This window comes from Zoogloea dura, assembly GCF_012927165.1.
Taxonomy (GTDB): domain Bacteria; phylum Pseudomonadota; class Gammaproteobacteria; order Burkholderiales; family Rhodocyclaceae; genus Zoogloea; species Zoogloea dura.
Genome location: NZ_JABBGA010000001.1, coordinates 477,376 through 502,387, shown reverse-complemented (window position 1 = coordinate 502,387; position 25,012 = coordinate 477,376). Strand labels below are relative to the sequence as shown.

The 25,012-nt window shown below is 64.7% G+C and carries 18 protein-coding genes; 15 read left to right on the top strand and 3 right to left on the bottom strand.

The features are described from left to right. The first annotated feature begins 138 nt into the window (after window positions 1-138). The 14 genes from HHL15_RS02205 to HHL15_RS02140 all read left to right on the top strand — a co-directional run bounded on the left by HHL15_RS02205 (window position 139) and on the right by HHL15_RS02140 (window position 17,671). Window positions 139-477, top strand: coding sequence for a hypothetical protein (locus HHL15_RS02205; RefSeq protein ID WP_169144162.1), 339 nt, complete (start codon window positions 139-141; stop codon window positions 475-477). Between the two features lie 24 nt (window positions 478-501). After that, window positions 502-2,568, top strand: a complete 2,067-nt coding sequence (locus HHL15_RS02200; RefSeq protein WP_169144161.1) for a TIR domain-containing protein — start codon at window positions 502-504, stop codon at window positions 2,566-2,568. 10 nt (window positions 2,569-2,578) lie between these two features. Continuing rightward, window positions 2,579-5,686, top strand: coding sequence for an nSTAND1 domain-containing NTPase (locus tag HHL15_RS02195; protein WP_169144160.1), 3,108 nt, complete (start codon window positions 2,579-2,581; stop codon window positions 5,684-5,686). Window positions 5,687-6,038: 352 nt separating this feature from the next. Then, window positions 6,039-6,662 (top strand): MerR family transcriptional regulator, encoded by a 624-nt coding sequence (locus HHL15_RS02190; protein ID WP_169144159.1) that lies wholly within the window; start codon window positions 6,039-6,041, stop codon window positions 6,660-6,662. Further along, window positions 6,659-7,861 (top strand): methyl-accepting chemotaxis protein, encoded by a 1,203-nt coding sequence (locus tag HHL15_RS26340; RefSeq protein ID WP_169144158.1) that lies wholly within the window; start codon window positions 6,659-6,661, stop codon window positions 7,859-7,861. The genes HHL15_RS02190 and HHL15_RS26340 overlap by 4 nt, the downstream gene beginning before the upstream one ends. Window positions 7,862-7,872: 11 nt before the next feature. After that, complete coding sequence (locus HHL15_RS02180) at window positions 7,873-8,241, top strand: response regulator (RefSeq protein ID WP_169144157.1); 369 nt, start codon at window positions 7,873-7,875, stop codon at window positions 8,239-8,241. A 30-nt stretch (window positions 8,242-8,271) separates the two neighbouring features. Then, window positions 8,272-8,586 carry an STAS domain-containing protein gene (locus tag HHL15_RS02175; RefSeq protein WP_169144156.1) on the top strand — a complete coding sequence of 105 codons (315 nt, stop codon included), beginning with the start codon at window positions 8,272-8,274 and terminating at the stop codon, window positions 8,584-8,586. 17 nt (window positions 8,587-8,603) lie between these two features. Next, a complete protein-coding gene (locus HHL15_RS02170) occupies window positions 8,604-10,823 on the top strand; it encodes a chemotaxis protein CheA (protein WP_235943171.1) in 2,220 nt (739 codons plus the stop codon). A gap of 25 nt (window positions 10,824-10,848) precedes the next feature. Further along, window positions 10,849-12,453 carry a methyl-accepting chemotaxis protein gene (locus HHL15_RS02165; protein WP_169144155.1) on the top strand — a complete coding sequence of 535 codons (1,605 nt, stop codon included), beginning with the start codon at window positions 10,849-10,851 and terminating at the stop codon, window positions 12,451-12,453. A 3-nt stretch (window positions 12,454-12,456) separates the two neighbouring features. Then, entirely contained in the window at window positions 12,457-13,002 is a 546-nt protein-coding gene (locus HHL15_RS02160; RefSeq protein ID WP_169144154.1) for a chemotaxis protein CheW, read from the top strand. A 56-nt stretch (window positions 13,003-13,058) separates the two neighbouring features. Continuing rightward, window positions 13,059-15,230, top strand: coding sequence for a methyl-accepting chemotaxis protein (locus HHL15_RS02155; RefSeq protein WP_169144153.1), 2,172 nt, complete (start codon window positions 13,059-13,061; stop codon window positions 15,228-15,230). Between the two features lie 12 nt (window positions 15,231-15,242). After that, the gene (locus HHL15_RS02150) at window positions 15,243-16,079 is read left to right on the top strand and encodes a CheR family methyltransferase (protein ID WP_328824978.1); all 837 of its coding nucleotides are present in this window, start codon (window positions 15,243-15,245) and stop codon (window positions 16,077-16,079) included. A gap of 3 nt (window positions 16,080-16,082) precedes the next feature. Then, complete coding sequence (locus tag HHL15_RS02145) at window positions 16,083-16,586, top strand: chemotaxis protein CheD (RefSeq protein WP_169144152.1); 504 nt, start codon at window positions 16,083-16,085, stop codon at window positions 16,584-16,586. A gap of 14 nt (window positions 16,587-16,600) precedes the next feature. Continuing rightward, window positions 16,601-17,671: a protein-glutamate methylesterase/protein-glutamine glutaminase gene (locus HHL15_RS02140; protein ID WP_169144151.1), complete on the top strand. Its 1,071-nt coding sequence runs from the start codon at window positions 16,601-16,603 to the stop codon at window positions 17,669-17,671. Between the two features lie 192 nt (window positions 17,672-17,863). On the opposite strand, the gene HHL15_RS02135 is transcribed toward HHL15_RS02140, so the two are convergent. The 3 genes from HHL15_RS02135 to HHL15_RS02125 all read right to left on the bottom strand — a co-directional run bounded on the left by HHL15_RS02135 (window position 17,864) and on the right by HHL15_RS02125 (window position 22,920). Then, window positions 17,864-18,826, bottom strand: a complete 963-nt coding sequence (locus tag HHL15_RS02135) for an alpha/beta hydrolase (RefSeq protein ID WP_206198537.1) — start codon at window positions 18,824-18,826, stop codon at window positions 17,864-17,866. Further along, entirely contained in the window at window positions 18,823-19,857 is a 1,035-nt protein-coding gene (locus HHL15_RS02130) for a zinc-binding dehydrogenase (protein WP_169144150.1), read from the bottom strand. The genes HHL15_RS02135 and HHL15_RS02130 overlap by 4 nt, the downstream gene beginning before the upstream one ends. Before the next feature lie 180 nt (window positions 19,858-20,037). After that, window positions 20,038-22,920, bottom strand: a complete 2,883-nt coding sequence (locus tag HHL15_RS02125; RefSeq protein WP_169144149.1) for an adenosylcobalamin-dependent ribonucleoside-diphosphate reductase — start codon at window positions 22,918-22,920, stop codon at window positions 20,038-20,040. A 458-nt stretch (window positions 22,921-23,378) separates the two neighbouring features. Here HHL15_RS02125 and HHL15_RS02120 point away from each other — a divergent pair, with 458 nt between their 5' ends. Next, entirely contained in the window at window positions 23,379-24,992 is a 1,614-nt protein-coding gene (locus tag HHL15_RS02120; RefSeq protein WP_169144148.1) for a methyl-accepting chemotaxis protein, read from the top strand. Window positions 24,993-25,012 lie beyond the last annotated feature (20 nt).

Genomic DNA, 25,012 nt, shown 5'->3' with positions numbered 1-25,012 from the left:
GCCCGGCGTGAAACGAGGCCCCTGTCCGGAAAACCGGCAGGGGCCTCGTTGCATTCAAATGCGCCTGAAGTCCCGATTCCATGGACATTCCCCCGTTTGCGCCATATAAATGAATCAGCGCATTGAAGGGGGAACTGGATGATGTTCTTGAAGTGGCGTGCCCGCCGGATCCTTCCCCTTGTCGTGCTGGCATGCCTGGGCGTGTCATGGGAGGCGGGCGCCTACTGCACCACCCGCGAGCGGATCCAGCTGCGTAACGAGGGGGTGCCCCCCCTGGAAATAGATCGCCTCTGTGCCGCGCCACCCCAGCAGGGGGTGGCCCCGGCGGTGCCCTTTCCCCAGCAGATGCCGCGGCCACGTTTCGCTTCCATGTGCGTGACCAATGCCGGCCCCTGCCCGATGGCGGTGGCCATGCCCGTCGGCGCGTCCTGCGCCTGCTATACCCCCTGGGGTGCGGTCCCCGGGGTGGCCCAGTAGGGATGGCCCGATAAAGGAGGGCGTATGGCCGACATCTTCCTGAGCTACGGACATACCGACAAGGCTCGGGCGGAAGCCCTGGCGGAGGCTTTGTCAGCGCATTTCTCGGTGTGGTGGGACAAGGACCTGGATGCAGCCTGCGCCTGGCGCCAGGAGCTGGAGGAACAGATCGACACCGCGCGTTGCGTGGTGGTCTTGTGGAGCGAGGCCGCCCGCAGCAGCGACTTCGTCCGCTCGGAGGCCAGCCGTGCGGCCCAGCGCCGGACCCTGCTGCAGGTGAGCCTGGACGGAGAGGATGTGCCCCTGGGCTTCACCGAGTCCCAGTGGATCAACCTGAAAGCCTGGAGCGGCGAGGCGGACGACCCTGGGCTCAAGGCCCTCGTGGTGGCGCCCATCGAGAAGCGGGTACGTGGCAGTCGCTCGGCCCTGTTGGTCGGCGTCGATGCCTATGCCCACGGGGCGGGCTTCCAGGCGCCGGCCTCGGCCTCGGCCAACGTGGAGGCGATGCGCCGCCTCCTGGCCGAGCAGGAGGACGCCCACTTCGAGGTGGAGACCCTGGTCAATCCGGCAAAGACCAGCCTGATGAAGAGCCTGCAGAAGGCCTTCAAGGATGCCTCCCCGAACGACACCGTGGTGCTCTACTACTGTGGTCACGCCAAGCTCTCGGCGCGGGGCGATCTTTACCTGTGCCCCAACGATGCCGAGCTCGACTACCTGGACGCCACGGCGATCTCCATGGAGTGGATTGCCAAGCGGGCCCTCAACGAAAGCGGTGCGTCACAGCTGGTGATCCTGCTCGACTGTATCTTCAGCCTGGTTCCGGAAGCCAGTGGGCAGGTGGATATCCCGTCCATCCTGGTCTCCAACCTGGGGCAGGGCCAGGGCAAATACGTGCTCTCGGGCTGCACGGTGCTCGACAAGGATGTGGCGGAGCGGGGCGCCGGGGTGTCGCGCATGGTGCGCTGGTTCGTCCATGGGGTGGAGACCTTCGAGGCCGATGATGGCGACAACATCCTGACCGCCGACGAGATCTGCCGCTACGTGCAGGGCCGCATCGACCAGGACGCGCCCGAGCTGCAGGCCCTCAGCAAGGGCTTCAACACCAATTCAAGCCGTGGCGAGATCGCCCGGCGCACCACTGCGGCGCCGACGGCAACGGCCCTGCGGGGTAACCGTGAGTTCTTCCTGGCCATCCGGGGGGCACTGGATGAGGGGCGCCTGGTCCCCCTGCTCGGCGATGGTGTGTTCGGCAGCGGGCCGCTAAGTGCCTTCCGGCTGGTCAGCGCGCTGATCGAGACGGCCGGCCTGGAGGCCGGCATGCGACTCGACGAGCGCTATCCGCTGGCGACAGCCGCCGAATACCTGCTGCTGGTCTTCGGGGGAGAGCGGGGTGCCTTCCTCCGCCGTCTCACCGCGGTGCTGAAGGAGCAGAGCGCCGGCTTCGTGCCAACCCAGACCCACCGCTTCCTGGCGGGCATGACAAGCCCGTGGATCATCGTCTCCGCCAGCTACGACTGGGTGTTCGAGAGCCTGCTGGAGCAGGCCGGGCTGCCGTTCACAGTGGTGACCCACATTCTCACCGCCGATGAGGACGGGCTGGACGGTCGCCTGCTGGTGATCCGGCGAGGCGGACAGACGCCGTCCGTGGACATTCAGCTGGCCGACAACTGGCTGCTGTCGGACCTGGGCGAACACGGCGACCGCATCATCTACAAGATCGTCGGGTCGCCGTTCGCCAACGAGCTGGCCGACCGTCGCTCCGGCATCGATACGGTGGTGATCACCGAGAGCGACCACATGACCTTCCTCGGCCGTCTCGAGAACGAGCACACCAAGCCGCCCAGCGCATTTTCCCGGCGCTTCCAGAAGAGCTCCCTGCTGTTCCTAGGCTACAACCTCGATGTCTGGCACTACCGGCTGATGGGGCACATCTTCAGCAGTGAAGGGCAGGTCCGGCCGCGCCGCCGCTACGCCGTGCGCACCGCCGTGTCGCCCATCGAGGAGCGCTTCTGGGCGCAGCTGGTGGCCGCCGAGGACCGGCTCCAGTCGGACTGCGAGGCCTTCGTGCAGACCCTCGGCCAGTTCAAGTAGAGGGTGAGCCATGTCTGATGCGCCGCTCAGCCAGTTGCCCGTCGATGTGAACGAGCCCTATATCGGCCTCAAGCCCTATACCGAAGCCGAGCGGGACCGCTTCTTCGGGCGGGAGCGGGACGCCCAGCTCCTCATCAACAAGCTGTTCTCGCATCCCCTGACACTCCTGTACGCCCCGTCAGGAGTGGGAAAGACATCCCTGCTGCGGGCGCTGGTGATCCCCAACCTGAAGGCCGAAGAGGCGCAGGTGGTGTATTTCGACAAGTGGAACACTCCTGACCCCTGCAGCGCCCTGGCTGCCCTCATCCGCCAGGGCGAGGCGGGCGCGCCCGGACCGGGCCAGCTGGTGGATGCGGCCCATGATGCCCTGGCCCGCGATGACAGCACGCTGGTCATCATGCTCGATCAGTTCGAGGAGTACCTGCAGCGCTATGCGGCCAATCTCGGGCTGCTGCCGGCGGCGCTCGGGGCCCTGCTGCGCACGACGCTGGACGTGCGCGTGGTGCTGTCCTTCCGCGAGGAGTTCCTGGCCAGCGTGGATGCCTGCCTGCGCGGCCATGTCCTGGCCTTGTTCGCGTCCACCTACCACTTGGAGCATCTCGACCGGGAGCGCGCGCGCGAGGCCATCGTCTGTCCGGCACGCAAGTACGGTGGTGTCTGCGACGATGAACTGGTGGGCCGCCTCCTCGACGACCTGGCGCCGGGCGATCCGGAAAAGTCCACCGGGCGCCTCTTCCGCGGCGGCATCGAACTACCCTTCCTGCAACTCATCTGCCGCAGCCTGTGGGAGCGGGGCAGGGCTGCCGGGCACAGCGGCCTGCGCATGGACGATTACCGCGCGTTGGGCGGGCGAAAGGGCATCGTCTCGGCTTATCTGCAGAGCGTTACCCGGAACTTCGGGCTCTTCCAGCGCCTCGATGCGGCCCAGGTGCTGAAGGCCCTGGCGCCCCGCAGCGGGGTCAAGATCGCCTACCCCCTGGAAGCCCTGGCGGCCCAGGCCGGGACATCCGAGCAGCGCACCCAGAAAGTCCTCGACATCCTGCGGGAACACCGCATCGTGCGCACCCGCGATGCCGCCGGCGGGGTCAGCTACGAATTGCAGCACGACGCCTTCATCGAGATCGTGCGGCCCTGGGCTGACGCCTGCTTCAAGCGGCGCAACCGGCTGATCGGCAGCGGTGTGGCCTGCGTCATGGTGCTGGCGACAGCCCTCAACATCGTCATGCTGGACCGGGACCGGGACGAGGCGGAGGCCCGGCGCCGCGCCGTCGAGGTGAGCGAGCGCATCGAGGTGGATGCCCGCCGTGCCCTTGAAGAGGCGCTGACCCTCGCCAACGGCTCCGCTGACCATGCCGTGCGCACGACCCTGCGCCAGGCCATTGCAGCCTTCCTGCAGAACCCGGCCTTGCCTCCTCACCCGGGCGGGGCGGTGGCGGCGGGCTTCAGCCGGGACGGCAAGTGGCTCTTCAGCGCCGGAGAGGACGGTGAGGCGCGACTCATCGATGCCCGCACTCTGGCGCTGCAGGCGCGGATCTCCCATGCCGGCCCCCTGTCGGCGCTTGCCGCCAGTGCCGATGGCAGCCGCCTGGTCTCCGCCGGGCGGGACGGCATATTGCAGGTCTGGGACAGCGCCGGGCGCATCTTGACCCGCTGCGGGCACGCTGGCGGGCCGGCGTGGACCGATGCCGACATCAGCCGCGACGGCAAGCGGGTGGTGGCAATCCGGGAGTCGGAGGACGGTATGGCGCCAGACCTGCTGCTCACCTCTGCCGGTGCGGCCTGCCAGCTCACCCGTTTGGCGGGGCACTTCGGCAACGTTGCCTCGGCCAGTTTCGATGAGAGCGGCGACCGGGTGCTGTCCTTCGGCAACAATGACAACACGGCGCGGGTCTGGGACGCCGGGCTCGGTTCCTTGCTGGCGACCCTGACTCACCCGGACGAGGTGTTGTCCGCCAGCTTCTCGCCTGACGGCAAGGAGATCGCCGTGGCGGTGGCGGACGGCAGTGTCTACCGTTGGACCCCCTGGGGGCGGCTGCTCGGCAGGCCGCTCGAGCTGCCGCTGCCGGTGCGCGCCGATCTGCCGCCGGCCCTTGCCACGGCTGCCCGCCATTCACCGGACGGCCGCCTGCTGGCCGTGGCCAGCTCCGACGGTGGTGTGTACATGTGGACCCTGCAGCCCGGCGAGGAGAAGCCGCTGGATGGCCCCGTGATGCTGCCGGGCAATCGCTCGGGGACCGCGCTGGCCGTGTCCTTCAGTCCGGACGGCAAGCGCATCCTTTCCTTCGGCACGGACGATACCTTGCGGGTCTGGGAAGCGCCGTTCCACTTCCAGCCCCGGGAATTCCGCGGCCACAGCGCTGCCATGCGCAATGCGGTGTTCTCACCCGACGGCGGGCGGGTGCTCAGTGCCGGGGCCGATGGCGGGGTCAGACTATGGCGCATGCCCGTCACCGACCTCCTCACCCCTCAGGGCAACGGACTTGTACTGAGTGCCGACCGGCGCCACAGTTTTCGCACCGCCACCGGGCAATTGTTCGCCGGCGAGGGGGACGCACCACCCCGCAACCTGCTGAAGCCAGGCGAGAGCGTGCGTGTAGCCGTATTCAGTCCGGATGGGCGCTGGTTGGCACTGGGCATGCATTCGGGCCGGCTGCGCGTCGTCTCCCTGACGGGAGCTGCGGACTCCTTCGAATTCGATGACACGGGCAGCCCCATCGCAGCCCTGGCCTTTGATCGACGGGGCCGGCGTCTGACCACTGGCGGCACGGACGGATATCTGCGCTTCTACGCCATGGACGATGCCAAGGCTGACCCGGACGGGGTGCTCGCGCACACCGGACCGGTGGTGAGCGTGGATGTGGCGCCGGATGGGGCTTACATCATCTCCACCGGCGCAGACGGGGCGGCCCGGGTGTGGGACTGGCAGCGCCACGCCCTGAGCACCCTGGAGGGCGGCGCCGACCGCGTGCGCGATGCCCGCTTCAGCAGCGACGGCAAGCGCATCCTCCGCCGCAATGGCGACCGCATCACCACCTTTGACGCCGAGGTCTGGGCGCGCTCCGACGCTGAGCTCATCGACTTCGCTCATCGCCTGCTCGGCAAACCCCCCTCTCCCTGACCGACGGTCGTTTCCGGGGGGCAAGCCCACCCCCCCGGCGCATCCCTTTTTCCATGAAACGACAAAAACGATAAAAATGGCTTTTCGATTTTTGTCGATCTTGCTGCGTCCTCAGCCTGCGTTCTGGCTCGATTTCAGACGGCATCCTCCGTTTTATACGTATCAAGTCTATGAATAAATTAAATAAATTAATTTATTCAGATGTTTTGAGGCGTTTTTTGTGCGTTCCGAAAATCCACTCTGGCTGTAAGAAGTCGTCCGATAGATTGATGTAAATCATATAAAAACAATAAATAACAAAATAATTTACATTAATATCAAAAACGTTAAAATTAAAAAAACTGACAAATATATGAACAAGCCTCTTTTTACTACCTCCACGTGCTCTCCCCGCGAGGCTGCCCGGCAACTCGGGGTCAGTGTCCGCACTGCTCAGTTGTGGGTGGAGGAAGGGCGCCTGCAGGCGTGGAAGACCCCGGGCGGGCATCGCCGGATTCTGCTGGACTCGGTTGCCCGGCTACGCGATGAGCAACTCCGGGTTGGTCGGGTGCTGGAGCAGCCTTGCCACGTGATGATTCTTCATGAGGATCCCAATGAAGGCGCTGCACTGAGGGATGGCGTCCAGCCTCTACTGCCCGATTGCAGGGTGTGGGTTGTCGAAGACGGTTATGAGGGGTTGATCCGGATTGGCGAGAGCCGTCCCGAAGTGTTGATCACCCATTTGATGGTGAGTGGCCTGGACGTGTTTCACATGGTCCGGGCGCTACTGGGCCATGCACGGGACAGGGCGATGCTCATCGTGGTGCTGGTGGATACGGACGCCGGACGCAGCGGAATCCGGGCCCGCCTGCCGGACGAAGCAGTGATCGTGCGTACCCCGGTGGATGGAGGCGAACTGGCAGAGTTGGTAAGGGCATTCCTGCGCAACTGGCGCAAGAGGAGCACGTTCAGTGGCGGGCTGGAGGAGGGGCGATGAGCTATTCGGATGCAATGACCTTGGTGGCTGATAGTGGTGTGTCGGGCAGGCGCATTCCTTGGGGCTGGCTGGCGATCGGTGGTTTCGGGGCGGGGCTCCTGCTTGTACTGGGAGGGATAGGGCCGCTGACGCTGGGTGGCGCCGTGCTTCAGTGTGGTGTGGCGCTGTTGGCCGGCATGGCCAGTGAGCGGAGTCATGCTCAAACGCTTGAGCGGCAGCGCCGCCACGTGGGTGAGCAGGCGCTGTGCCAGGCGCAGGAGACGCCCAGGATCGACGGGCTCGACAGTCTGTGCGGTCGGGTTCTCCCGTTGTGGCGCGGCGAGGTCGAGGTCGTACGAGGGCAGACCGAGGATGCGATCACGGGTCTGTCCCGCCGTTTTGCCGATATCTCGCGCCGCGTCGAAACCTCGGTCCTTGCCACCCGCGGTGCAGGTGAGCAGGACCTTGTCTCCCTGCTCAATGCCAGCGAAAGCGAACTGGACGAGATTGTCGGTGCCTTGCGGCAGGCTCTTCAGCACAAGGAGGTGCTGTTGGCCCACGTCGTCGAACTGGGTGGCGTGACATCCACCCTGGAGCGGATGGCGGGTGAAGTCGGTGACCTGGCAAAACAGACCAATCTGCTGGCCCTCAACGCCGCGATTGAAGCGGCCCGGGCCGGCGAGGCGGGGCGCGGGTTTGCCGTCGTCGCCGATGAGGTGCGGAAGCTCTCCACCGCTTCTGGCGAAATGGGCAGAAAGATCGCCGAGACGGTGAGAACGGTCACCGGAACGATCGGAGAGACGCTTGAGGTCTCCCGTGACTCGGCCCGAAGTGACGAACTCCTTGTAAGCACATCAAGCCAGCAGATCGGACAGGTGGTGCAGCGCCTGAGGGCCGCGGCAGCGGCGCTCGTGGATTCATCGGCAGCGATGGCCAAGGAGGGGCAGGCGGTGGGTGCCGAGATCGGCGATGTGCTGGTCGGATTGCAGTTCCAGGACCGGGTCAGCCAGGTATTGGCGCATGTCACGGGAGACATGGCCCGCCTGGAAGAGCGCCTTCGCGCAATGCAGGACGATCTGCATTCGGGGCGGCGCCCCGAGGCGCTGGATGGCGACACCTGGACACGCGAAATGCGCCGGACCTACACCACTGCGGAGCAACACGCCTTGCACGGAGACGGCAATGCAGCCCCGGAGCCCGCGGGCATCACCTTCTTTTAAAGGATAGAAACATGGGAAAGACGATCATGATCGTCGATGACTCCGCCTCCCTGCGGCAAGTCGTCGGTATCGCGCTGAAGGGCGCCGGCTATGAGGTGCTCGAAGGTTGTGATGGCAAGGATGCCCTGGCCAAGCTTGATGGCCGGAAGGTCCATCTGATCATCAGCGACGTGAACATGCCGAACATGGATGGCATCAGCTTTGTGAAGGCCCTGAAGCAACTGCCGGCCTACCGGTTCACGCCGGTCATCATGCTGACCACCGAAGCCGGTGACGACAAGAAGCGCGAAGGGCAGGCCGCGGGTGCCAAGGCGTGGGTGGTGAAGCCCTTCCAGCCGCCGCAGATGCTCAATGCGGTCTCCAAGCTGATTCTCCCCTGATCCATGTGTGGCCTGCTGGAGGAAACACCCATGAACGAATCGGAACAGCCCTGCCTGGCCGTCAGCCGCGTGGCGATCGCTGGGGAAATGACGATCTTCACCGCACGGGACTGGCGTGACCGTCTCCTGTCTGCGATGGAAGCGCCGGGTGATGTGGAACTCGACCTGGGAATGGTCAGCGAAGTGGATGCCGCGGGCATTCAGCTGCTGGTGTCCCTGGTCCTCGAGGCGAGGGCAACGGACCGCGCATTGCGCCTGGTTGCGGTTGCCGAGCGCATCACCGAAGCCTTCGAGTTCTGCCGCCTGACAGACTTTTTCCGGGAGGCGCTGCCTGCGCAGGCCTGATGCAAGGAGCGACGAACATGAGCACGAACATGGACGATGCACTTCAGACCTTCATCGTCGAAAGCCGCGAGTTGTTGCAGACGATGGAGGCTTCACTGCTGGAGATCGGGCAGGGAGGTGACGACACCGAGAACATCAATGCGATTTTCCGGGCGGCACATACGATCAAGGGCTCGGCGGGACTCTTCTCGCTGGATCCGATCGTGGCCTTCACCCACGTGGCCGAGAGTGTGCTCGACAGGGTCAGGGCGCAGCGTATTGCCATGGATCCGGCTCTGGCTCGGCTCTTTCTGGACGTGTGTGACCAGATGGGCGCCCTCGTCGAAAGGGTGGCCTCGGGCCTGGAGGTGAATGGAGAGTTGCAGGCCCGGAGCGATGAACTGGCCCGCCAACTGAGCCACCATCTGGAAGGGACCGCGGTTTTCCCGGTTGCGGGCGACTGGCCTGATGGCGCGCCGGCCCAGGTGGCCCCCCCCGTCTTCGGCCCCGGTTGCGTGACGAGCGGCCTCTGGCACATCTCCTTGCGTGGTGGTCCTGATCTGTTGCGCTTCGGCCTGGACCCCTTGTCTATCCTGCGCTATCTGGGCACCTTCGGCCAGATCGTGAGCCTGGAGATGGTGCTGGCGGGTATTCCGCGTCTGAATCAGCTTGATCCCGAGACCTGCTACATGGGGTTCGAGTTGAGTTTTGCCAGCAAGGCCGATGCGCAGACCATCGAGGATTCCTTTGCATTTGTCCGTGACGATTGCACGGTGAGGCTGATTCCGCCATACGGCCCGATCGCCGATTACCGCGCGTTGTTTGCCGACATGCCCGAGGACAGCCTGCTGCTGGGGCAGATGTTGCTGCGCTGCGGTTCCTTGACCCAGGCGGAGCTGGCACAGGCGCTGGCGACCCAGGAGTGGTTGGCGGAGGACGAGGCCGGCCAGGCTCCCGCTCCGCGTCTGGGTGAGGTACTGGTGGATCAGCAATTGGTCGAACAGCCAGTCATTGACGCTGCGCTCGAGAGGCAGCAGCAGGTCCGCCAGACAAAAGGGGCCGAAGTGACCCTGATCCGGGTCGATGCGGCCAAGCTGGATCAACTGATCAATCTTGTCGGCGAACTCATCATCGCCGGCGCCGGCGCCCAGCTGGCTGCGCGTCGCTTCAAAGCTCCCGCCCTGGTGGAGGCGACCGGGGTGCTGTCCCGTCTGGTCGAGGATGTAAGGGATTCCGCGCTGACCCTGCGCATGGTGCAGATCGGTGCGACCTTCAACCGGTTCCGGCGTGTGGTGAGGGACGTGGCCATTGAGCTGGACAAGGACATCCAGTTGGATATCCGTGGGGGAGAAACCGAGCTGGACAAGACGATCGTCGAGAAGATCGGTGATCCCCTCACCCACATCGTCCGGAACGCACTCGACCACGGCATTGAATCGGCTGCAGATCGAGTCGCGCGTGGCAAGCCTGCACAGGGGAGGCTGATGCTCAACGCCTTCCACGAGTCAGGCAGCATCGTGATTGAAGTCAGCGATGACGGTGGTGGCTTGAAGAAGGAACGCATCCTCGCCAAGGCGATGGAGCGGGGGCTTGTGGCTGAAGGGCAGGGCTTGTCCGACAAGGACATCTTCAACCTCGTATTCGAGCCTGGCTTCTCGACGGCGGAGCAGGTCAGCAACCTGTCCGGGCGCGGCGTCGGGATGGACGTCGTCAAGCGCAACATCCAGGCGCTGCGAGGCACCGTGGATCTGGAGAGCAGCGAGGGGCACGGTACCACCGTGCGCATCCGCCTGCCGCTGACCCTGGCAATCATTGACGGCTTTCTGATCGGTGCCGGACCTTCATCCTACGTGGTGCCGCTGGAGCAGGTGGTGGAGTGCATCGAGCTCCCGCTTGCCGGTCAGCTTGCCTCGGGTGCCAACTATCTGAATCTGCGGGGCGAAGTGCTGCCCTTCATCCGCCTGCGTGATCTCTTCGAGATCCCGGGAGAGCCGCCTCGCCGTGAAAACGTGGTGGTCGTGCAATACGCCGGAGAGCGGGCAGGGCTGGTGGTGGACCAGCTGTTCGGCGAATTCCAGACCGTCATCAAGCCGCTCGGCAAGGTCTTCAGCCATATCCGCTGCATCGGCGGATCCACCATCCTGGGCAGCGGCGAGGTTGCCCTGATCCTCGATGTTCCCGGTCTCGTGCGGCATGTGACCGCCCGGGAGACCGGCCTGTCACGTTCCAGGCAAGGCTCGCTCGCCGCGACCGCCTGAGACCACCTTTGGAGGAGACAAAATAATGACCGTAATACGAAAGATGGTCGTGCTGCTCACTGCGACGGCACTGGGGATCCTGATCCTGGGCGCGACCGGCCTGTACCAGATGAAGCGCATCTACGAGGTCACGAACTACACGAACGCGAACACCGTTCCGAGCATCCTCCTCATCGATGAAGCTGCTGTTCCGGCTGCAACCATGCGGACCCAGGTCTGGCAGCACATGGCGCAAAGCGATTCCGGCCGGATGGCCGAGATCGAGCAGCGCATCCTGGCCAATCGGCAGAAAGTGAGCGATGTCCTCAAGCGGTACGAGTCCCTGGTGTCGGACGACAAGGACCGTGCGCTGCTGGCAGCAGACCACAAGGCCGTGGCGGACTACGATCAACTTCGCGAGAAGGTGATGGCCCTGTCACGTGCCAACCGCAACAACGAAGCCCGTGACCTGCTGATGGACAACCAGGCCTTGCTGGGGCGCATCGCCGAAGCCTTCGATGATCATCGCCAGTACAACGCTGAGCTGGGCAAGCGATCGGCGGAGGATGCCGCCGCCACCCAGAGCAGTGCAGTCTGGCTGGCGGCTGTGATCTCCCTCATCACCCTGGTCGGCGTCATCGGCATCGGGATCGCCAGTACCCGCAGCCTGCTGCGCCAGCTTGGTGCCGAGCCCGCCCTGGTTGCACAGGCCGTGCAGCGCATTGCCGGGGGCGACCTGACGACGGCGATCCCCATCCGTGCGGGGGATAACGCCAGCCTGGCCGCCAATCTCAAGGGCATGGTCGAGCGTCTCTCGGGGATCATCGGTGAGGTGCGCAGCACGGCAGACTCGCTCAGTTCCTCGTCCGAAGAAGTCAGCGCCACGGCGCAGAGCATTTCGCAGGGGGCGACGGAGCAGGCGGCCAGCGTGGAGGAGACTTCCGCCTCCATGGAGCAGATGTCTGCTTCTGTCGGGCAGAACAGCGACAACGCCAAACTCACCGACAGCATGGCGGCCAAAGCGGCGAAGGAAGCCGTGGAGGGGGGAGAGGCGGTGCGTTCGACGGTTGCGGCCATGAAGAGCATTGCCGACAAGATCGGCATCGTGGACGACATTGCCTACCAGACCAATCTCCTGGCGCTCAATGCGGCGATCGAAGCCGCCCGGGCCGGCGAACACGGGAAGGGCTTTGCGGTTGTCGCGGCGGAGGTGCGCAAGTTGGCGGAACGGAGCCAGGTGGCGGCCCAGGAAATATCGGAGACCGCCAGGAGCAGTGTGGCCCTCGCTGAAAAGGCCGGAGATCTTTTCGAGGTCATCATTCCGAGCATCACCAAGACCTCGGATCTGGTGCAGGAGATCAGCTCGGCGTCCGAGGAACAGACCTCCGGTGTCGGACAGATCAATGCGGCCATGACGCAGTTGTCCCAGGCCACCCAGCAGAGTGCATCGGCCTCCGAAGAGTTGGCAGCCACTGCGGAGGAGATGAGTGCCCAGGCCGAACAACTGACCAAGACCATGGCCTTCTTCAAGCTGGAGTCCGCTCCGGCGCAAGGGGCTGGCCGGAGCCGGATGGCGCGGGTCGAGCGTCGCAGCAGCGCGCTGGCGAACACGCCGCTGTTCGGATCGGACTATGTCCAGTTTGAGGGCTGAGCCATGGGCGAGCTGATCAAGGCGCCCGAAAGCGGCGCAGGGCTCACGGAGCCCAGGCAGTACCTGACCTTCACCATAGGCGGCGAGATGTTCGCGGTGGAAACCCTGAGCGTGAAGGAAATCATCGAATACGGCCAGGTCACCTGCATCCCGATGATGCCCGCGAGCATCCGTGGCGTGATCAACCTGCGCGGTTCGGTGGTGCCGGTCATCGACCTGAAGGCCCGCTTTGGCGGGCGCGCCACGGAGGCAACGCGGCGTACCTGCATCGTGATCATCGAACTGGATGACGACGACGATCACCAGGTGGTCGGGATCGTGGTCGACACCGTGAGCGAAGTCCTGGAGATCCCTCCGGCCGATATCGAGGCGCCTCCGGCATTCGGGGCGCGTATCCGTGCCGACTTCATTCGCGGCATGGGCAAGATCGAAGGACGTTTCGTGATCCTGCTCGATGTGCACGCGGTGCTGTCCACGGACGAGTTGTCCCTGTTGTCGGAGATGGCCCAGGCAGTGCCCTCTCAGCATACGCCGTCGCCTGTCGCATGAACCTGCTGCACCGTCAGCACCCAGTGGCTACGGCCCCTGCCCAAGGAGAGATCACCATGAGCGTAACCCGAAGAATGACCCTGCTGGTATTGGTCGCCCTGCTGGGCGTGCTGGGACTGGCCATGATCAGCACAAGTCAGATGAGCCGTCTGCTGGCCGTGACGGATGAAAGCGGGGCACGCAGTCTGCCCGGTGTGCTTGATGTGGTGACCAACCGCGAGCAGTTCAGCAGGATCCAGCTGGCCATGGCAAAGCTGGTCGCCGGAGAGCAGCCTTCGCGCTTTGCCGAAGTCGCCAAGTCGATGGGTGAGGCTGCCAGGGGCCTGCGCAGCGGGCTTGAGAAAGGCGCGGCAAGCGCCAGCGACGAGCGTAGCCGCCGCCTCTTCGAGGAGGAGCGGGCACTCTTCGGGGAGATCGAACGACGCATGGTTGAGCTCCTTGAGGCTGAGCGCGCGCATCACCGGACTGAAGCGCAGGAGGCCTACCAGGCCTCGCAGCCGCTGGGCGACATGCTGAAGGCCCGGCTTGAAGAGCATCTGGTGCTTGCTGAAGGGCTCGCCCGGCAGTCTGCCGATGAGGCCCGGCGAATCCATGACAGCGCGATCCTTTTTCTGGGGGTGACGGCTGTGCTGGTGGTGCTCGGTGTGGGATGCCTGGGGTTCTTCACGACTCGCGGGCTGATGCGCCTCCTGGGTGGGGAGCCAGGTGCGGCAGTTGAGGTGGCGAAGAGAGTGGCGGCCGGTGACCTGAGCACCCCCATCGCGCTCCAACCCGGCGACACCAGCAGCCTGATGGCGGCTCTCAAGGGCATGACCCTGGGACTCCAGCGCCTGATGGACGAAATGAAGCACATGTCCCTTGAGCACGACCGGGGCGATATTGACGTGGTGATTGACACGTCCGTCCTCCAGGGGGCGTTTGCCGAGGTTGCCCAGGGCGTCAACAGCATGGTGGCCGGGCACATCGCAGTGAAGAAGAAGGCCATGGCCTGCATCCGGGCCTTCGGAGAAGGCAATCTCGACGCGCCGCTGGAGGTATTCCCGGGCAAGAAGCGCTTCATCAACGACAACGTGGAGCAGCTCCGCGCCAACATCAAGGCCTTGATCACCGACGCAGCTACCCTGGCCCAGGCCGCCACGGCGGGCTGTCTCGATACGCGTGCCGACGCGACACGGCACCAGGGGGACTTCCGTCGCATCGTGGAAGGGGTGAATGGCACCCTGGATGCCATCGTCGGACCCTTGGCCGAAGTCATGACGGTGATAGCCGCCCTTGAGCAGGGTGATCTGACCTGCAGTGTGAAGGGCGAGTACCGTGGGCAGCTGGGTGAGCTGAAAGAGGCGCTCAACGGTACGCTGCGCAAACTGGCCGGGGTGATCGCCGAGGTGAGGGTGACATCCGACGCAATCAGCAGCTCGTCCGAGGAGGTCAGTGCGACGGCCCAGAGTCTCTCCCAGGGGGCCGGCGAGCAAGCGGCCAGTATTGAGGAAACCTCCGCGTCCATCGAGCAGATGTCGGCTTCGGTCTGCCAGAACAGTGACAACGCCAGGCTGACCGATGGCATGGCCTCCAAGGCGGTCACCGAGGCCCGGGAAGGTGGCGCAGCGGTCCGGTCGACGGTGGAGGCCATGAAGAGCATCGCCGACAAGATCGGCATCGTGGACGACATCGCCTATCAGACCAATTTGCTGGCCCTCAATGCGGCCATCGAGGCGGCTCGTGCCGGTGAGCACGGCAAGGGCTTCGCCGTGGTGGCAGCTGAGGTCCGCAAACTGGCCGAGCGCAGCCAGATTGCAGCCCAGGAGATATCCGAGACCGCGAAAGGCAGCGTTGCCCTGGCCGAGCGGGCGGGGGCGCTCCTCGAAGTGATCATTCCGAGCATCAGCAAGACCTCGGATCTCGTTCAGGAAATCAGCTCCGCATCCGAAGAGCAAGGCTCAGGGATCAGCCAGATCAACCTGGCCATGGGGCAGTTGTCCCAGTCCAGCCAGCAGAATGCCTCGGCTTCCGAAGAGCTCGCGGCGACAGCCGAGGAAATGAACGCTCAGGCCGAGCTGTTGAACCGTGCCATGGCCTATTTCCGGCTCAATGGGGACGAGCGGCAGGCTTCTGCCGCAAGGGAGGCGGCCCGCAGGCGCCCTGCGGTGAAGCGGGATGCGGGAATGCGCTCTGCTGCCAGCAATGGCAGTCGCGTGCTCGAGGCCGACTATGTCGAATTCGCGGCTTGACGGAACGTCATCGTGACGACGCTTGCTGTCGACCGGGTCGCCGGGGAAAGCGGCCCGCTTCACGAACGGGAATTCCGGCTCTTTCGGGATCTGATGTATCGCCATGCCGGAATCAGTCTGACTGATGCCAAGAAACAGTTGGTGGCGGGGCGCCTCGCCAAGCGCCTGCGTCACTTGAATCTGTCCAGCTATGGTGACTATTTCCGCCGGCTTCAGGCCGATGGGGGGGAGATGCAGACGGCGGTCGACCTGCTGACCACCAACGAAACCTATTTCTTCCGCGAGCCCAAGCACTTCGACTTTCTCCGTGACGGCATCCTGCCAGGCCTGAAGTCGAAAGGGCCGGTCAGGGTGTGGAGCGGTGCGTGCTCGAGTGGTGAGGAACCCTACACGCTTGCCATGGTGATGGCCGAAGTCCTGGGCGGGCGGCCCTGGGGGATCGTTGCCTCGGACTTGTCCTCCAGGGTGCTGGCCACCGCGCGGCAGGGGCGCTATCCGATCGAGGATGCGGCAGGCATTCCCAGGCCGCTGCTCCGGAAGTACTGCCTCAAGGGTGTCGGGAGTCAGGAGGGCACATTCATGATCAAGCCGGAATTGAGGGGGCGGATCGAGTTCCGGCAGGTGAATCTCAATGCCAGTCTGCCCGACCTCGGTGTCTTCGATCTGATCTTCCTGCGCAACGTGATGATCTACTTCGATATCGAGACCAAGCGGCAGGTGGTGCGACGCATTCTGCCCCTGTTGCGGCCGGGGGGGCATTTCGTGGTGTCCCACTCGGAGAACCTCAATGGCGTGTCCGATGCGCTGAAGGCGGTGCGGCCTTCCGTCTACTGCAAACCGGAGGCCTGATGAGTGCGCCGACCCGATGACGTGGTCGAAATCTTCCTGCGGCCCGGAGAACTGTATTTCGGGGATCGGCATACCCGTCTACGTACCGTTCTCGGCTCATGCGTGGCGGTGGTGTTCTGGCATCCCCTCAAGCTGCTTGGAGGCATGTGCCACTACGTCCTGCCCACTCGCAGCCGTCCTGCTCCTGCTCCGCTGGACGGGCGCTATGGCGACGAGGCCTTCTGCCTGATGCTGCAGGAGATCCGTGCGGCGCACACCCTGCCTGCAGAGTATCGGGTGAGGATGTTCGGGGGTGGAAACATGTTCCCCGGCATGAGTTGCAATCGTGCCCCGATCGGCCCGCAGAACGTTGCCGCAGCGAGGGCCCTGATGAGGCAGCACTGTCTGAACTGCATTGGTGCCCACGTTGAGGGTATCGGTCACCGTCACCTCCTGTTTGATGTCTGGAGCGGACGGGTCACCCTTGAACATACCGGACCCCAGGACGGGGTGACGGCGTGCCGTTGAAAGAAGGAGTCTCAATGTCAGCCATCAAGGTCATGATCGTCGATGACTCGGCGGTGGTCCGCCAGGTGCTCTCCGCGGCCCTCGATGAAGATCATGCCATCGAGGTGATCGGTGCCGCTGTGGATCCGGTCTTCGCGCTGGAAAAGATGAAAGTCCGCTGGCCGGATGTGATTGTTCTCGATGTAGAGATGCCACGCATGGACGGCATCACCTTTCTCCGCAAGATCATGGCGGAGCGACCCACTCCGGTGGTGATCTGTTCGACCCTCACCGAACAGGGCTCGGAGACCGCTTTGCAGGCGCTGGCCGCCGGAGCGGTGACGGTGGTGGCAAAACCCAGGATGGGGCTCCGTCAGTTCTTGCTCGACAGCTCCGACGATCTCGTCACTGCAGTGAAGGCCGCGGCGCGGGCGAATGTGCGCCGTCTTGCAGTAGCACCGGTGATCACGCCACCGCCGCGACTGACTGCGGACGCGATGCTGCCCGCCGGCGGTGCCATGGCATTGACCACCGAGATGGTGGTGGCCATCGGCACCTCGACGGGCGGCACCCAGGCCCTGGAGGCCATCCTGCGTGCCCTGCCCAGGCTGTGCCCGGGGATCGTCGTGGTGCAGCACATGCCCGAGAAGTTCACCGGGGCCTTTGCCCAGCGTCTGGACTCCCTGTGCGAGGTCTCGGTGCGCGAGGCGCGGCATGGCGACCGGGTGATGCCCGGCCGGGTTCTGATCGCCCCAGGGGGCAAGCACATGCTGCTCAAGCGCAGCGGCGCCCAGTACATGGTGGATGTCGTCGATGGCCCGCCCGTGAGCAGGCACCGTCCTTCGGTGGATGTCCTGTTCCGCTCTGCTGCCCGTTTTGCCGGAAAGAACGCCGTGGGCATCATCATGACCGGCATGGGGGATGACGGCGCCCGCGGTCTGAAGGAGATGCATGATGCAGGAGCCTGGACCCTGGCTCAGGACGAAGCGAGTTGCGTGGTTTACGGCATGCCCAAGGAGGCGGTGAAAATGGGCGGAGTGGATCGGGTGCTACCTCTCAGGGACATCCCGGGCGCCATTCTTGGTCGGGGCAGCCGACGGGCCTGACCCTGCCGGCTGCCGGCAGGGGCCTTCCTGGCTGTCCTGGCCTGTGCAGTCGTAGATGCCACTGAAGTCCTCGTCCTTGAAGGCGGCGTGGGAGGCGGCGCAGGAGCAGGCTAGGGCTGTGAGCAGGGTAAGGCGGTACAGGGGGACATGGGGTAGGCAGGGGCGTCTCTGAAGGCAAAAACACAATGTGGATCACTGGAGCCTGCGTGCGATCCCGTTGTCCAGACTGCCGAGAAAGCGTTCGACTGCACTGGTATAGGCGCCCGGCTGACCGAGTTGTGCATTGATGTCGCCGTGGGATAGGTCCTCGCGCAGCACCTCGGCGCGGACGCCAAGCTGGCCGGCTCTTGCAGCGAACAGGTCGGCCTGCAGGCAGGAGTCGTCGCGGCGGGTCGAGCAGACCGACAGCAGGGGGGCGGCGCCTGGGGCGAGCGCCTGGATGGGCGACATGGCCTGCCAGTACACGGGATCCTTTCCGAAGGGGGCATCGTAGAGCGGGAGGTGGCGATGGTTCATGATGGCCGTCACGTCCATGGCCGCGCTGTCGAGGGCGACGGTGCCTATCACCGGGCGCAGTCCGGGCTCACCGGTGTAGCGCGGGGCTGCACCGAGCAGGGCGACCAGGTGAGCGCCGGCCGAGTGGCCCATCAGCACGAAGCGCTGCGGGTCGCCGCCCCAGGAGGGCGCCTTGTCCTGAGCCACCGCCAGCGCCCGGGCCACGTCCTGCAACTGCGCGTCGGGTGCGGCATCCGGAAGCATCCGGTAGTTGGTGGACACCAGGATGAAGCCGCGGCTCACCCAGCGGGCGACCTTGGCGTCAACGACGCGCCCCATCTCCTTGTCGCCCCATTTCCAGGCGCCGCCATGCACCACGAAGATGACCGGGGCGGCCTCTGTCCGGGCCGGTAGATAGACATCGAAACGTTGTGCCGGGTGGGAGCCGTAGGCGATGTTGCCCAGATGCTGTGCTCCGGACGGCAGGTTTGCCTCGCCTGGTGCAGCTGAGGCCTGACGCTCGGCTCGTATTTCGCGAAGGCGATCGCGGAGCGGGCCGGCCCCTGCAGCCTGTGCACTGACGGCGAGCAGCAGGGCCAGCACCATTCGTTGAAAAGCGGCTCCCCGGCGGGCCGCGGCCCGCGAAGCGGTAGTCTTCATTGTTTCAGCGTCAGTCCGATCTTGCCGAACTGTAATCCCGACTCCAGCCTGCTCAGGGCCTCGTGGATGCCCATGATGGTGAAGCGGCTGTCGATCACCGGCACGATGCCCTGTTGTTCGATGAAGGCCAGCATGTCGTTGAACTCGGAGAAGTCCCCGTGGGTGGACCCGAGAATCTGCAACTGCCTGATGAAGATTCGACGCAGATCAGCCGGAGGCTGGTCGCCGCTGGTGGCGCCGCAGGTAACCAGTCGGCCGCCGCGTACCAGGGACCTCATGGCTGCCGGCCAGACGGCTTCACCGACGTTCTCGATGACGACGTCAACGCCGCGGCCACCGGTGAAGGCCAGCACCGCCTTGGCGATGTCTTCGGTCCGGCTGTTGACTCCGTGATCGGCGCCCATCGCCACGGCGCGTTCGAGCTTGGCGTCCTCGCGGGAGGTGACGATGACCCGGGCCCCGGTGGCCTTGGCCAGTTGCAGTGCGGCCAGCGATACGCCGCCCCCTATGCCGAAGACCAGCACGGTCTCCCAGGGCTTCACCCGGGCCTTGGTGAACAGCATGCGCCAGGCGGTGAGGTGATTGACCCCCAGGGCTGCGGCTTCGACGAAGTCCAGGTGTACCGGCATGGGAAACACGTTGCGGGCGGGCAGGCTGACCCACTCAGCGAAGCTGCCGTCCCGGTGTTCTCCGAGGAACTGCATCCTGGTGCACAGCACTCCTTCACCACGCAGGCAGAACTCGCAGCGGCCGCAGTTCAGGCCAGGATGCAGGACGACCCGCTGGCCCGGCTTGAGCAGGGCTTCGTCCACGTCGACCTCCTCGATCACGCCGGCGCCATCCAGGCCCATGATCTGGGGCAGACTGTGGGTGATGCCTGCACCGCTGTTGCGCATGTACAGGTCGACCTGGTTGAGGGTGGCCGCATGCAGGCGGATCAGCACCTCGCCCGGACGGCGCACCGGACGCTCACGCTCGCCGACCTCGACCACTTCATTGCCACCGTGACCGGTGATGAATACGGCTTTCAATTGTCGTTCTCCTGTGGTGGATGGCATGGAGTGAGTGCCGCTGTGTCCAGACAGGACGATATAACAATATGTTTACGTAAGTCCATGTGAGAACCAGGCTGCACTTCGTCATCGTCCTGCGCAGAAAAAAGCCCACCTCCTTGCGGGGTGGGCCTCAGGTGCCGCGCCTTGGTGTGTCCGTCAGCCGCAGGTGCCGACGGCGCCGCAGGCGGTGCAGAAGTCGCAGCCGTCCTTGCGGATCACCGAGTAGTTGCCGCACTCGTTGCAAAGGGAACCCTGCATCAGCTTGGGCTCGTTGGTGTCACGGGGCGACTCGAGGATGCCCATCTCGCGGGTCGGGTAGCCGGCTTCGTCGAGCACGCCCAGCATGGCGTAGCGGTGGATGATCAGCGCAGCCAGGTAGGCCACGGTGGACGGCCAGTTTTGCTGGCGGCGGGTGCCCGGCACGAAGGCCATGAAGTCGCCGAGGGGTTCCGGGTAGTCGATCAGCTTGCGCAGCTTCATGCCGATCCAGGCCGGGTCCATGACGCGCATGTCAAGGGACAGGATGCGCGACAGGCCGTCCAGGGCGCGCGGGTAGTTGCCCGACAGCCACATGGAGTAGGGGCGGGTCACGCCGTCTGGCAGGGTGATCTCTTTGAGGCCCAGCACGAAGTCTTCGCCGGTGGCCGGGTTCTGGATGTCCACCGTCCAGGACAGGGTGCCATCGGTGCCGGTCTTGGGCTCCTGCAGGCTGAACACGCTGTCGAGCACCGGGGTCGGCAGGTCACCCTCGAGGGCTTCCAGCCTTTCGCAGCGGTAGCGCACCACCTGGGCGAAGGCAGACACTACGCCAGGCATCAGCTTCTGCTCGCCATGGGGCGGGAAGCGCAGTTCGAAGGACTTTTCGCCGACCGTCTTGGCCAGGGTCTCGAGCTTGAGCTTGAGCCAGCCACGGTCGTTGGCGCGCATGTCCATGGACAGGGTCTTGGCCACGGCACCCAGGCCGCGGGGCTGGTCGGCGCCGTTGACCCACACCTCGAAGGGGAAGGCGCCACGGGCGGGGCTGTCCTCGACCGGGTCCATGTGGCCCACGAAGAGGGCGAAGTTGCCCTGCGGCGTGTTGAGCATGTAAGTCCAGGCGGCGTTGCCGTCCGGCAGATCCGGGCGGCCGGGCCAGCGCAGGGAGGACAGCACCGGGGCCGGCAGGCTCTTGATGGACAGGCGGCGGTTGGTGTCGTCAGACATCTCCACGTCCTGCGGCTGCTTCTGCTCGGAGCTGGGGCTGACCGACAGCACAGAGCCGAGGACGCTGTTCGGGCGGTAGGTGGCCAGGCCCTTGAGGCCGGACTTCCAGGCGTCCAGGTAGAGGTTCTCGAACTCGGTGTAGGGGTAGTCCTCGGGCACGTTCACCGTCTTGGAGATGGAGGTGTCCACGTAGGGTGCCACTGCCGCGACCATGTCCTTGTGGGCCTTGGCGGAGATCTCGAGGGCCGTCACGAAGTACTCGGGCAGCTTGGTGACGTCACCACCCATGTGCTTGTACAGGCGCCATGCGTAGTCCTCGACGGCGTGCTCCTTGAAGGTGCCGTCGGCCACACGCTTCTTGCGGGTGTAGGTGTAGGAGAACGGCGGCTCGATGCCGTTGGAGGCGTTGTCGGCGAAGGCCAGGCTGATCGTGCCGGTGGGGGCGATGGACAGCAGGTGGGAGTTGCGCAGGCCGTGCTTGCGGATCTTGTCCTTGACCTCGGCCGGCAGGCGCGAGGCGAAGTTGCCGCCGGACAGGTAGAGGTCGGCATTGAACAGCGGGAAGGCACCGCGCTCCTTGGCCAGTTCGACGGAGGCCAGGTAGGCCTGGTCGCGCATGTACTCGGAGATCTTCGTGGCCATGGCCAGGGCGGCGTCCGTGTCGTAGCGCAGGCGCAGCATGGCCAGGGCATTGCCGAGGCCGGTGAAGCCGAGGCCGACGCGACGCTTGGACTGGGCTTCGGCGTGCTGTTGCTCCAGGGGCCAGTGGGTGGCCTCGAGCACGTTGTCCAGCATGCGGATGGAGGTTTCGACGGTCTTGCCGAAGGAGGCGAAGTCGAAGGAGGCCTTGTCGCTGAAGGCGTCCTTGACGTAGAGGGTCAGGTTGATCGAGCCCAGGCAGCAGCAGCCGTAGGACGGCAGGGGCTGTTCGGCGCAGGGGTTGGTGGCCTCGATGGTCTCGCAGTAGTAGAGGTTGTTGTCCTTGTTCATGCGATCGAGGAACAGGATGCCCGGCTCCGCGTGATCGTAGGTGGAACGCATGACCTGGTCCCACAGCTCGCGGGCACGCACCTTGCGGTACACCCACAGGCCGTCATCGCGCTGGTAGCCGCCGGCCGCCTTGATGTCGGCGGAGGGCTCTGCCTTGTGGGCGAGCTCCACGTCGCCGTCGGCTTCGACGGCCTGCATGAACAGGTCGGTCACTGCGATGGAGACGTTGAAATTGGTCAGGTCGCCGTGGTCCTTGGCGTGGATGAACTCCTCGATGTCCGGGTGATCGCAGCGCAGTACGCCCATCTGGGCACCACGGCGGGAGCCGGCGGACTCGACGGTCTCGCAGGAGCGGTCGAACACGCGCATGTAGGACACCGGGCCCGAGGCGTTGGACTGGGTGCCGCGCACCATCGCGCCCTTGGGGCGGATAGAGGAGAAGTCGTAGCCCACGCCGCCACCGCGGCGCATGGTTTCGGCGGATTGGGCGAGGGCGGTGTAGATGCCGCAGCGGCCGTCCACGGATTCGGTGATGGAATCACCGACCGGCTGCACGAAACAGTTGATCAGGGTGGCTGCCAGGTTGGTGCCGGCGGCAGAGTTGATGCGGCCGGCGGGCACGAAGCCGCGCTCCTGCGCCTCAAGGAACTTGGTTTCCCAGAACAGGCGCTTTTCTTCCGACTCCATGGCCGCCAGGGCACGCGCCACGCGCAGACGAACATCGGCAATGGTCTGCTCGTTGCCCTTGGCGTATTTCTCGAGCAGAACCTCGCCGGAGATCTCCTGCGGTTCGAGATTGGCGGCGGTGGCGGGCTGGACTTTTGCGGGTTTCGTCGTGGCGGTCATGGCGCGTTGCGGGCCTCTTGGATGAGTGATTGGAAGCGATTTAATTCGGCGCATAGCTTACCCCGAAGGAGAAATTAGACCAAATTTTTTAAATGTTTAAAAACAAATACTTAAAAAAATCAATAGTGCGGATAAACTTTTTTTTCTACTACATTTAGTAGTGTTCCTGTCATTGAAAATCAAGGGAAATCTTGATCGGAGTGGCCCAGTGCCTTGATTTTTCGGGGAAATGCCGGGGGCTGAAACGACCTCCCTTGCGGCAGGTGGGGGCTCGCCGCCTGTCCATCGGGGATCCCCTTCGAGGCCGGGCGCAGGACGCCATGGGTGGTGGGGCGGGTGAGTGTGATCTGTGATTTACATCACAAAAATAAAGTGAATTATTCTGCCGTTCGGCCGTAAGTCGTGCAGAGGTCCGACTCAAGGGAGGGGGACGCCAATCGAACAAGGGATCGCTACTCATGACCATTTCCCAACGACTTATCGCAATCGTCGGTGCCGCCATTCTTGCCCTCGCCGTCATCACCGGCAGTTCTTACTACCAGATGGGGCGGGTTTTCGATGATGCCAATTACAGCAACATAAACGTGATCCCCAGCATGGAGGTCCTGTCGGCCGCGATCGCGGAAACAGGCAAGCTGCGCGTGCAGACTTATCGGCATGTGCTGAGCACGGATCCCAAGGAAAAGGTCGAGATCGACAAGGGAATCGTCAGTGCCCGCGAGTCCATCGAGCAACAGTTCAAGGCGTATGAGCCGCTCCTCTCCGATGATCAGGACAAGCAGCTGTTGCGGGCGGAACGTGAGGCGCTGGCCGCCTACAACAAGCGTGTCGATGAGGCCCTGGCCCTGTCGCGACAGGGCCAGACGGAAGAGGCCCGCGCCAGACTCGCTGTCATCGCGCCGGATGCCGCACATTTCGGGGACCAGCTCAATGCCCACATGAAGTACAACGAATCCCTGGCCAGGCTCAGCGCGAAGCAGGCGCTCGCCACGCGGGACAGCGCAACCTGGATCAGTCTCGCGGTGTCGCTTGCTGCCAGCGTCGGCCTGGTCCTGCTCAGCCTGACAACCATTCGCAGCATCACCTCGCGGATCGAACGGGCCAACCAGTCGGCTGCACGCATTGCCGCCGGAGATCTTGGCCGCGACGGCACCCTGTCCCTGGGCAACCAGGACGAGATCGGCAAGCTTCTTTCGTCACTCGAGTCGATGCGTGCCGATCTGGCCAGAACCATCGGTGAGATCACCTCGGAGTCCGAGCAGGTCGCACAGTCCGCCAGCCAGCTCTCCAGTGCGGCCCAGCAGGTCTCCATCAGCAGCGAGCAGCAGTCGAGTGCCACTTCGTCGGCCGCCGCGGCCGTCGAGCAACTCACCGTGAGCATCGACCACGTGGGGACCAGCGCCGATGATGCCAACCGGCGCGCCAGGGAGTCCGAGGGTTTGGCTGTCCGCAGCGGGCGGGGCGTGGATGACGCCGCCCAGCAGATCGGGCAGGTGGCCAGCCAGGTCGAGAACACGGCACAACAGATTCAGACCCTGTCCCAGCAGGTCCAGCAGATCGACAGGATCACGGTGGTGATCCGCGAGGTGGCCGATCAGACCAATCTGCTGGCCCTCAACGCGGCCATCGAAGCTGCCCGGGCCGGAGAGCAGGGGCGCGGCTTTGCGGTGGTGGCGGATGAGGTGCGCAAGCTGGCCGAGCGCACCACCAGCTCGGTCCAGGAGATCAGTTCTGTCATCGGCGCCATCCAGCACGGGGCGTCGGAAGCCGTGGCCAGCATGCAATCGAGCCGCAGCCTGGTCAGTGCGGTCGTGGTGGATGCGGCCAGGGCCAGCGAGTCGATGGGCGAGATCCGCGAATCGGCGAGCACGATGCAGCTCGCCATCGGTGGTATCAGCGATGCACTCAGGGAGCAGCGCGGGGCGTCCACGGACCTCGCGCGCAATGTCGAGTCCATCGCCCAGATGTCGGAAGAAAACTCGGCGGCGGTCGGCGAGGTGGCCCGCACCGCCAATACCCTGCAGTCAGTGTCCAGCAGCCTGAAGAGCAGCGTCTCGCGTTTCAAGCTCTAGGCCGGTCGGGAGGCGCCGGG

Coding starts and splice junctions, on each gene's coding strand:
- HHL15_RS02205 (WP_169144162.1), top strand. CDS start 139: ATGATGTTCTTGAAGTGGCGTGCCCGCCGGATCCTTCCCCTTGTCGTG.
- HHL15_RS02200 (WP_169144161.1), top strand. CDS start 502: ATGGCCGACATCTTCCTGAGCTACGGACATACCGACAAGGCTCGGGCG.
- HHL15_RS02195 (WP_169144160.1), top strand. CDS start 2,579: ATGTCTGATGCGCCGCTCAGCCAGTTGCCCGTCGATGTGAACGAGCCC.
- HHL15_RS02190 (WP_169144159.1), top strand. CDS start 6,039: ATGAACAAGCCTCTTTTTACTACCTCCACGTGCTCTCCCCGCGAGGCT.
- HHL15_RS26340 (WP_169144158.1), top strand. CDS start 6,659: ATGAGCTATTCGGATGCAATGACCTTGGTGGCTGATAGTGGTGTGTCG.
- HHL15_RS02180 (WP_169144157.1), top strand. CDS start 7,873: ATGGGAAAGACGATCATGATCGTCGATGACTCCGCCTCCCTGCGGCAA.
- HHL15_RS02175 (WP_169144156.1), top strand. CDS start 8,272: ATGAACGAATCGGAACAGCCCTGCCTGGCCGTCAGCCGCGTGGCGATC.
- HHL15_RS02170 (WP_235943171.1), top strand. CDS start 8,604: ATGAGCACGAACATGGACGATGCACTTCAGACCTTCATCGTCGAAAGC.
- HHL15_RS02165 (WP_169144155.1), top strand. CDS start 10,849: ATGACCGTAATACGAAAGATGGTCGTGCTGCTCACTGCGACGGCACTG.
- HHL15_RS02160 (WP_169144154.1), top strand. CDS start 12,457: ATGGGCGAGCTGATCAAGGCGCCCGAAAGCGGCGCAGGGCTCACGGAG.
- HHL15_RS02155 (WP_169144153.1), top strand. CDS start 13,059: ATGAGCGTAACCCGAAGAATGACCCTGCTGGTATTGGTCGCCCTGCTG.
- HHL15_RS02140 (WP_169144151.1), top strand. CDS start 16,601: ATGTCAGCCATCAAGGTCATGATCGTCGATGACTCGGCGGTGGTCCGC.
- HHL15_RS02135 (WP_206198537.1), bottom strand. CDS start 18,826: ATGAAGACTACCGCTTCGCGGGCCGCGGCCCGCCGGGGAGCCGCTTTT.
- HHL15_RS02125 (WP_169144149.1), bottom strand. CDS start 22,920: ATGACCGCCACGACGAAACCCGCAAAAGTCCAGCCCGCCACCGCCGCC.
- HHL15_RS02120 (WP_169144148.1), top strand. CDS start 23,379: ATGACCATTTCCCAACGACTTATCGCAATCGTCGGTGCCGCCATTCTT.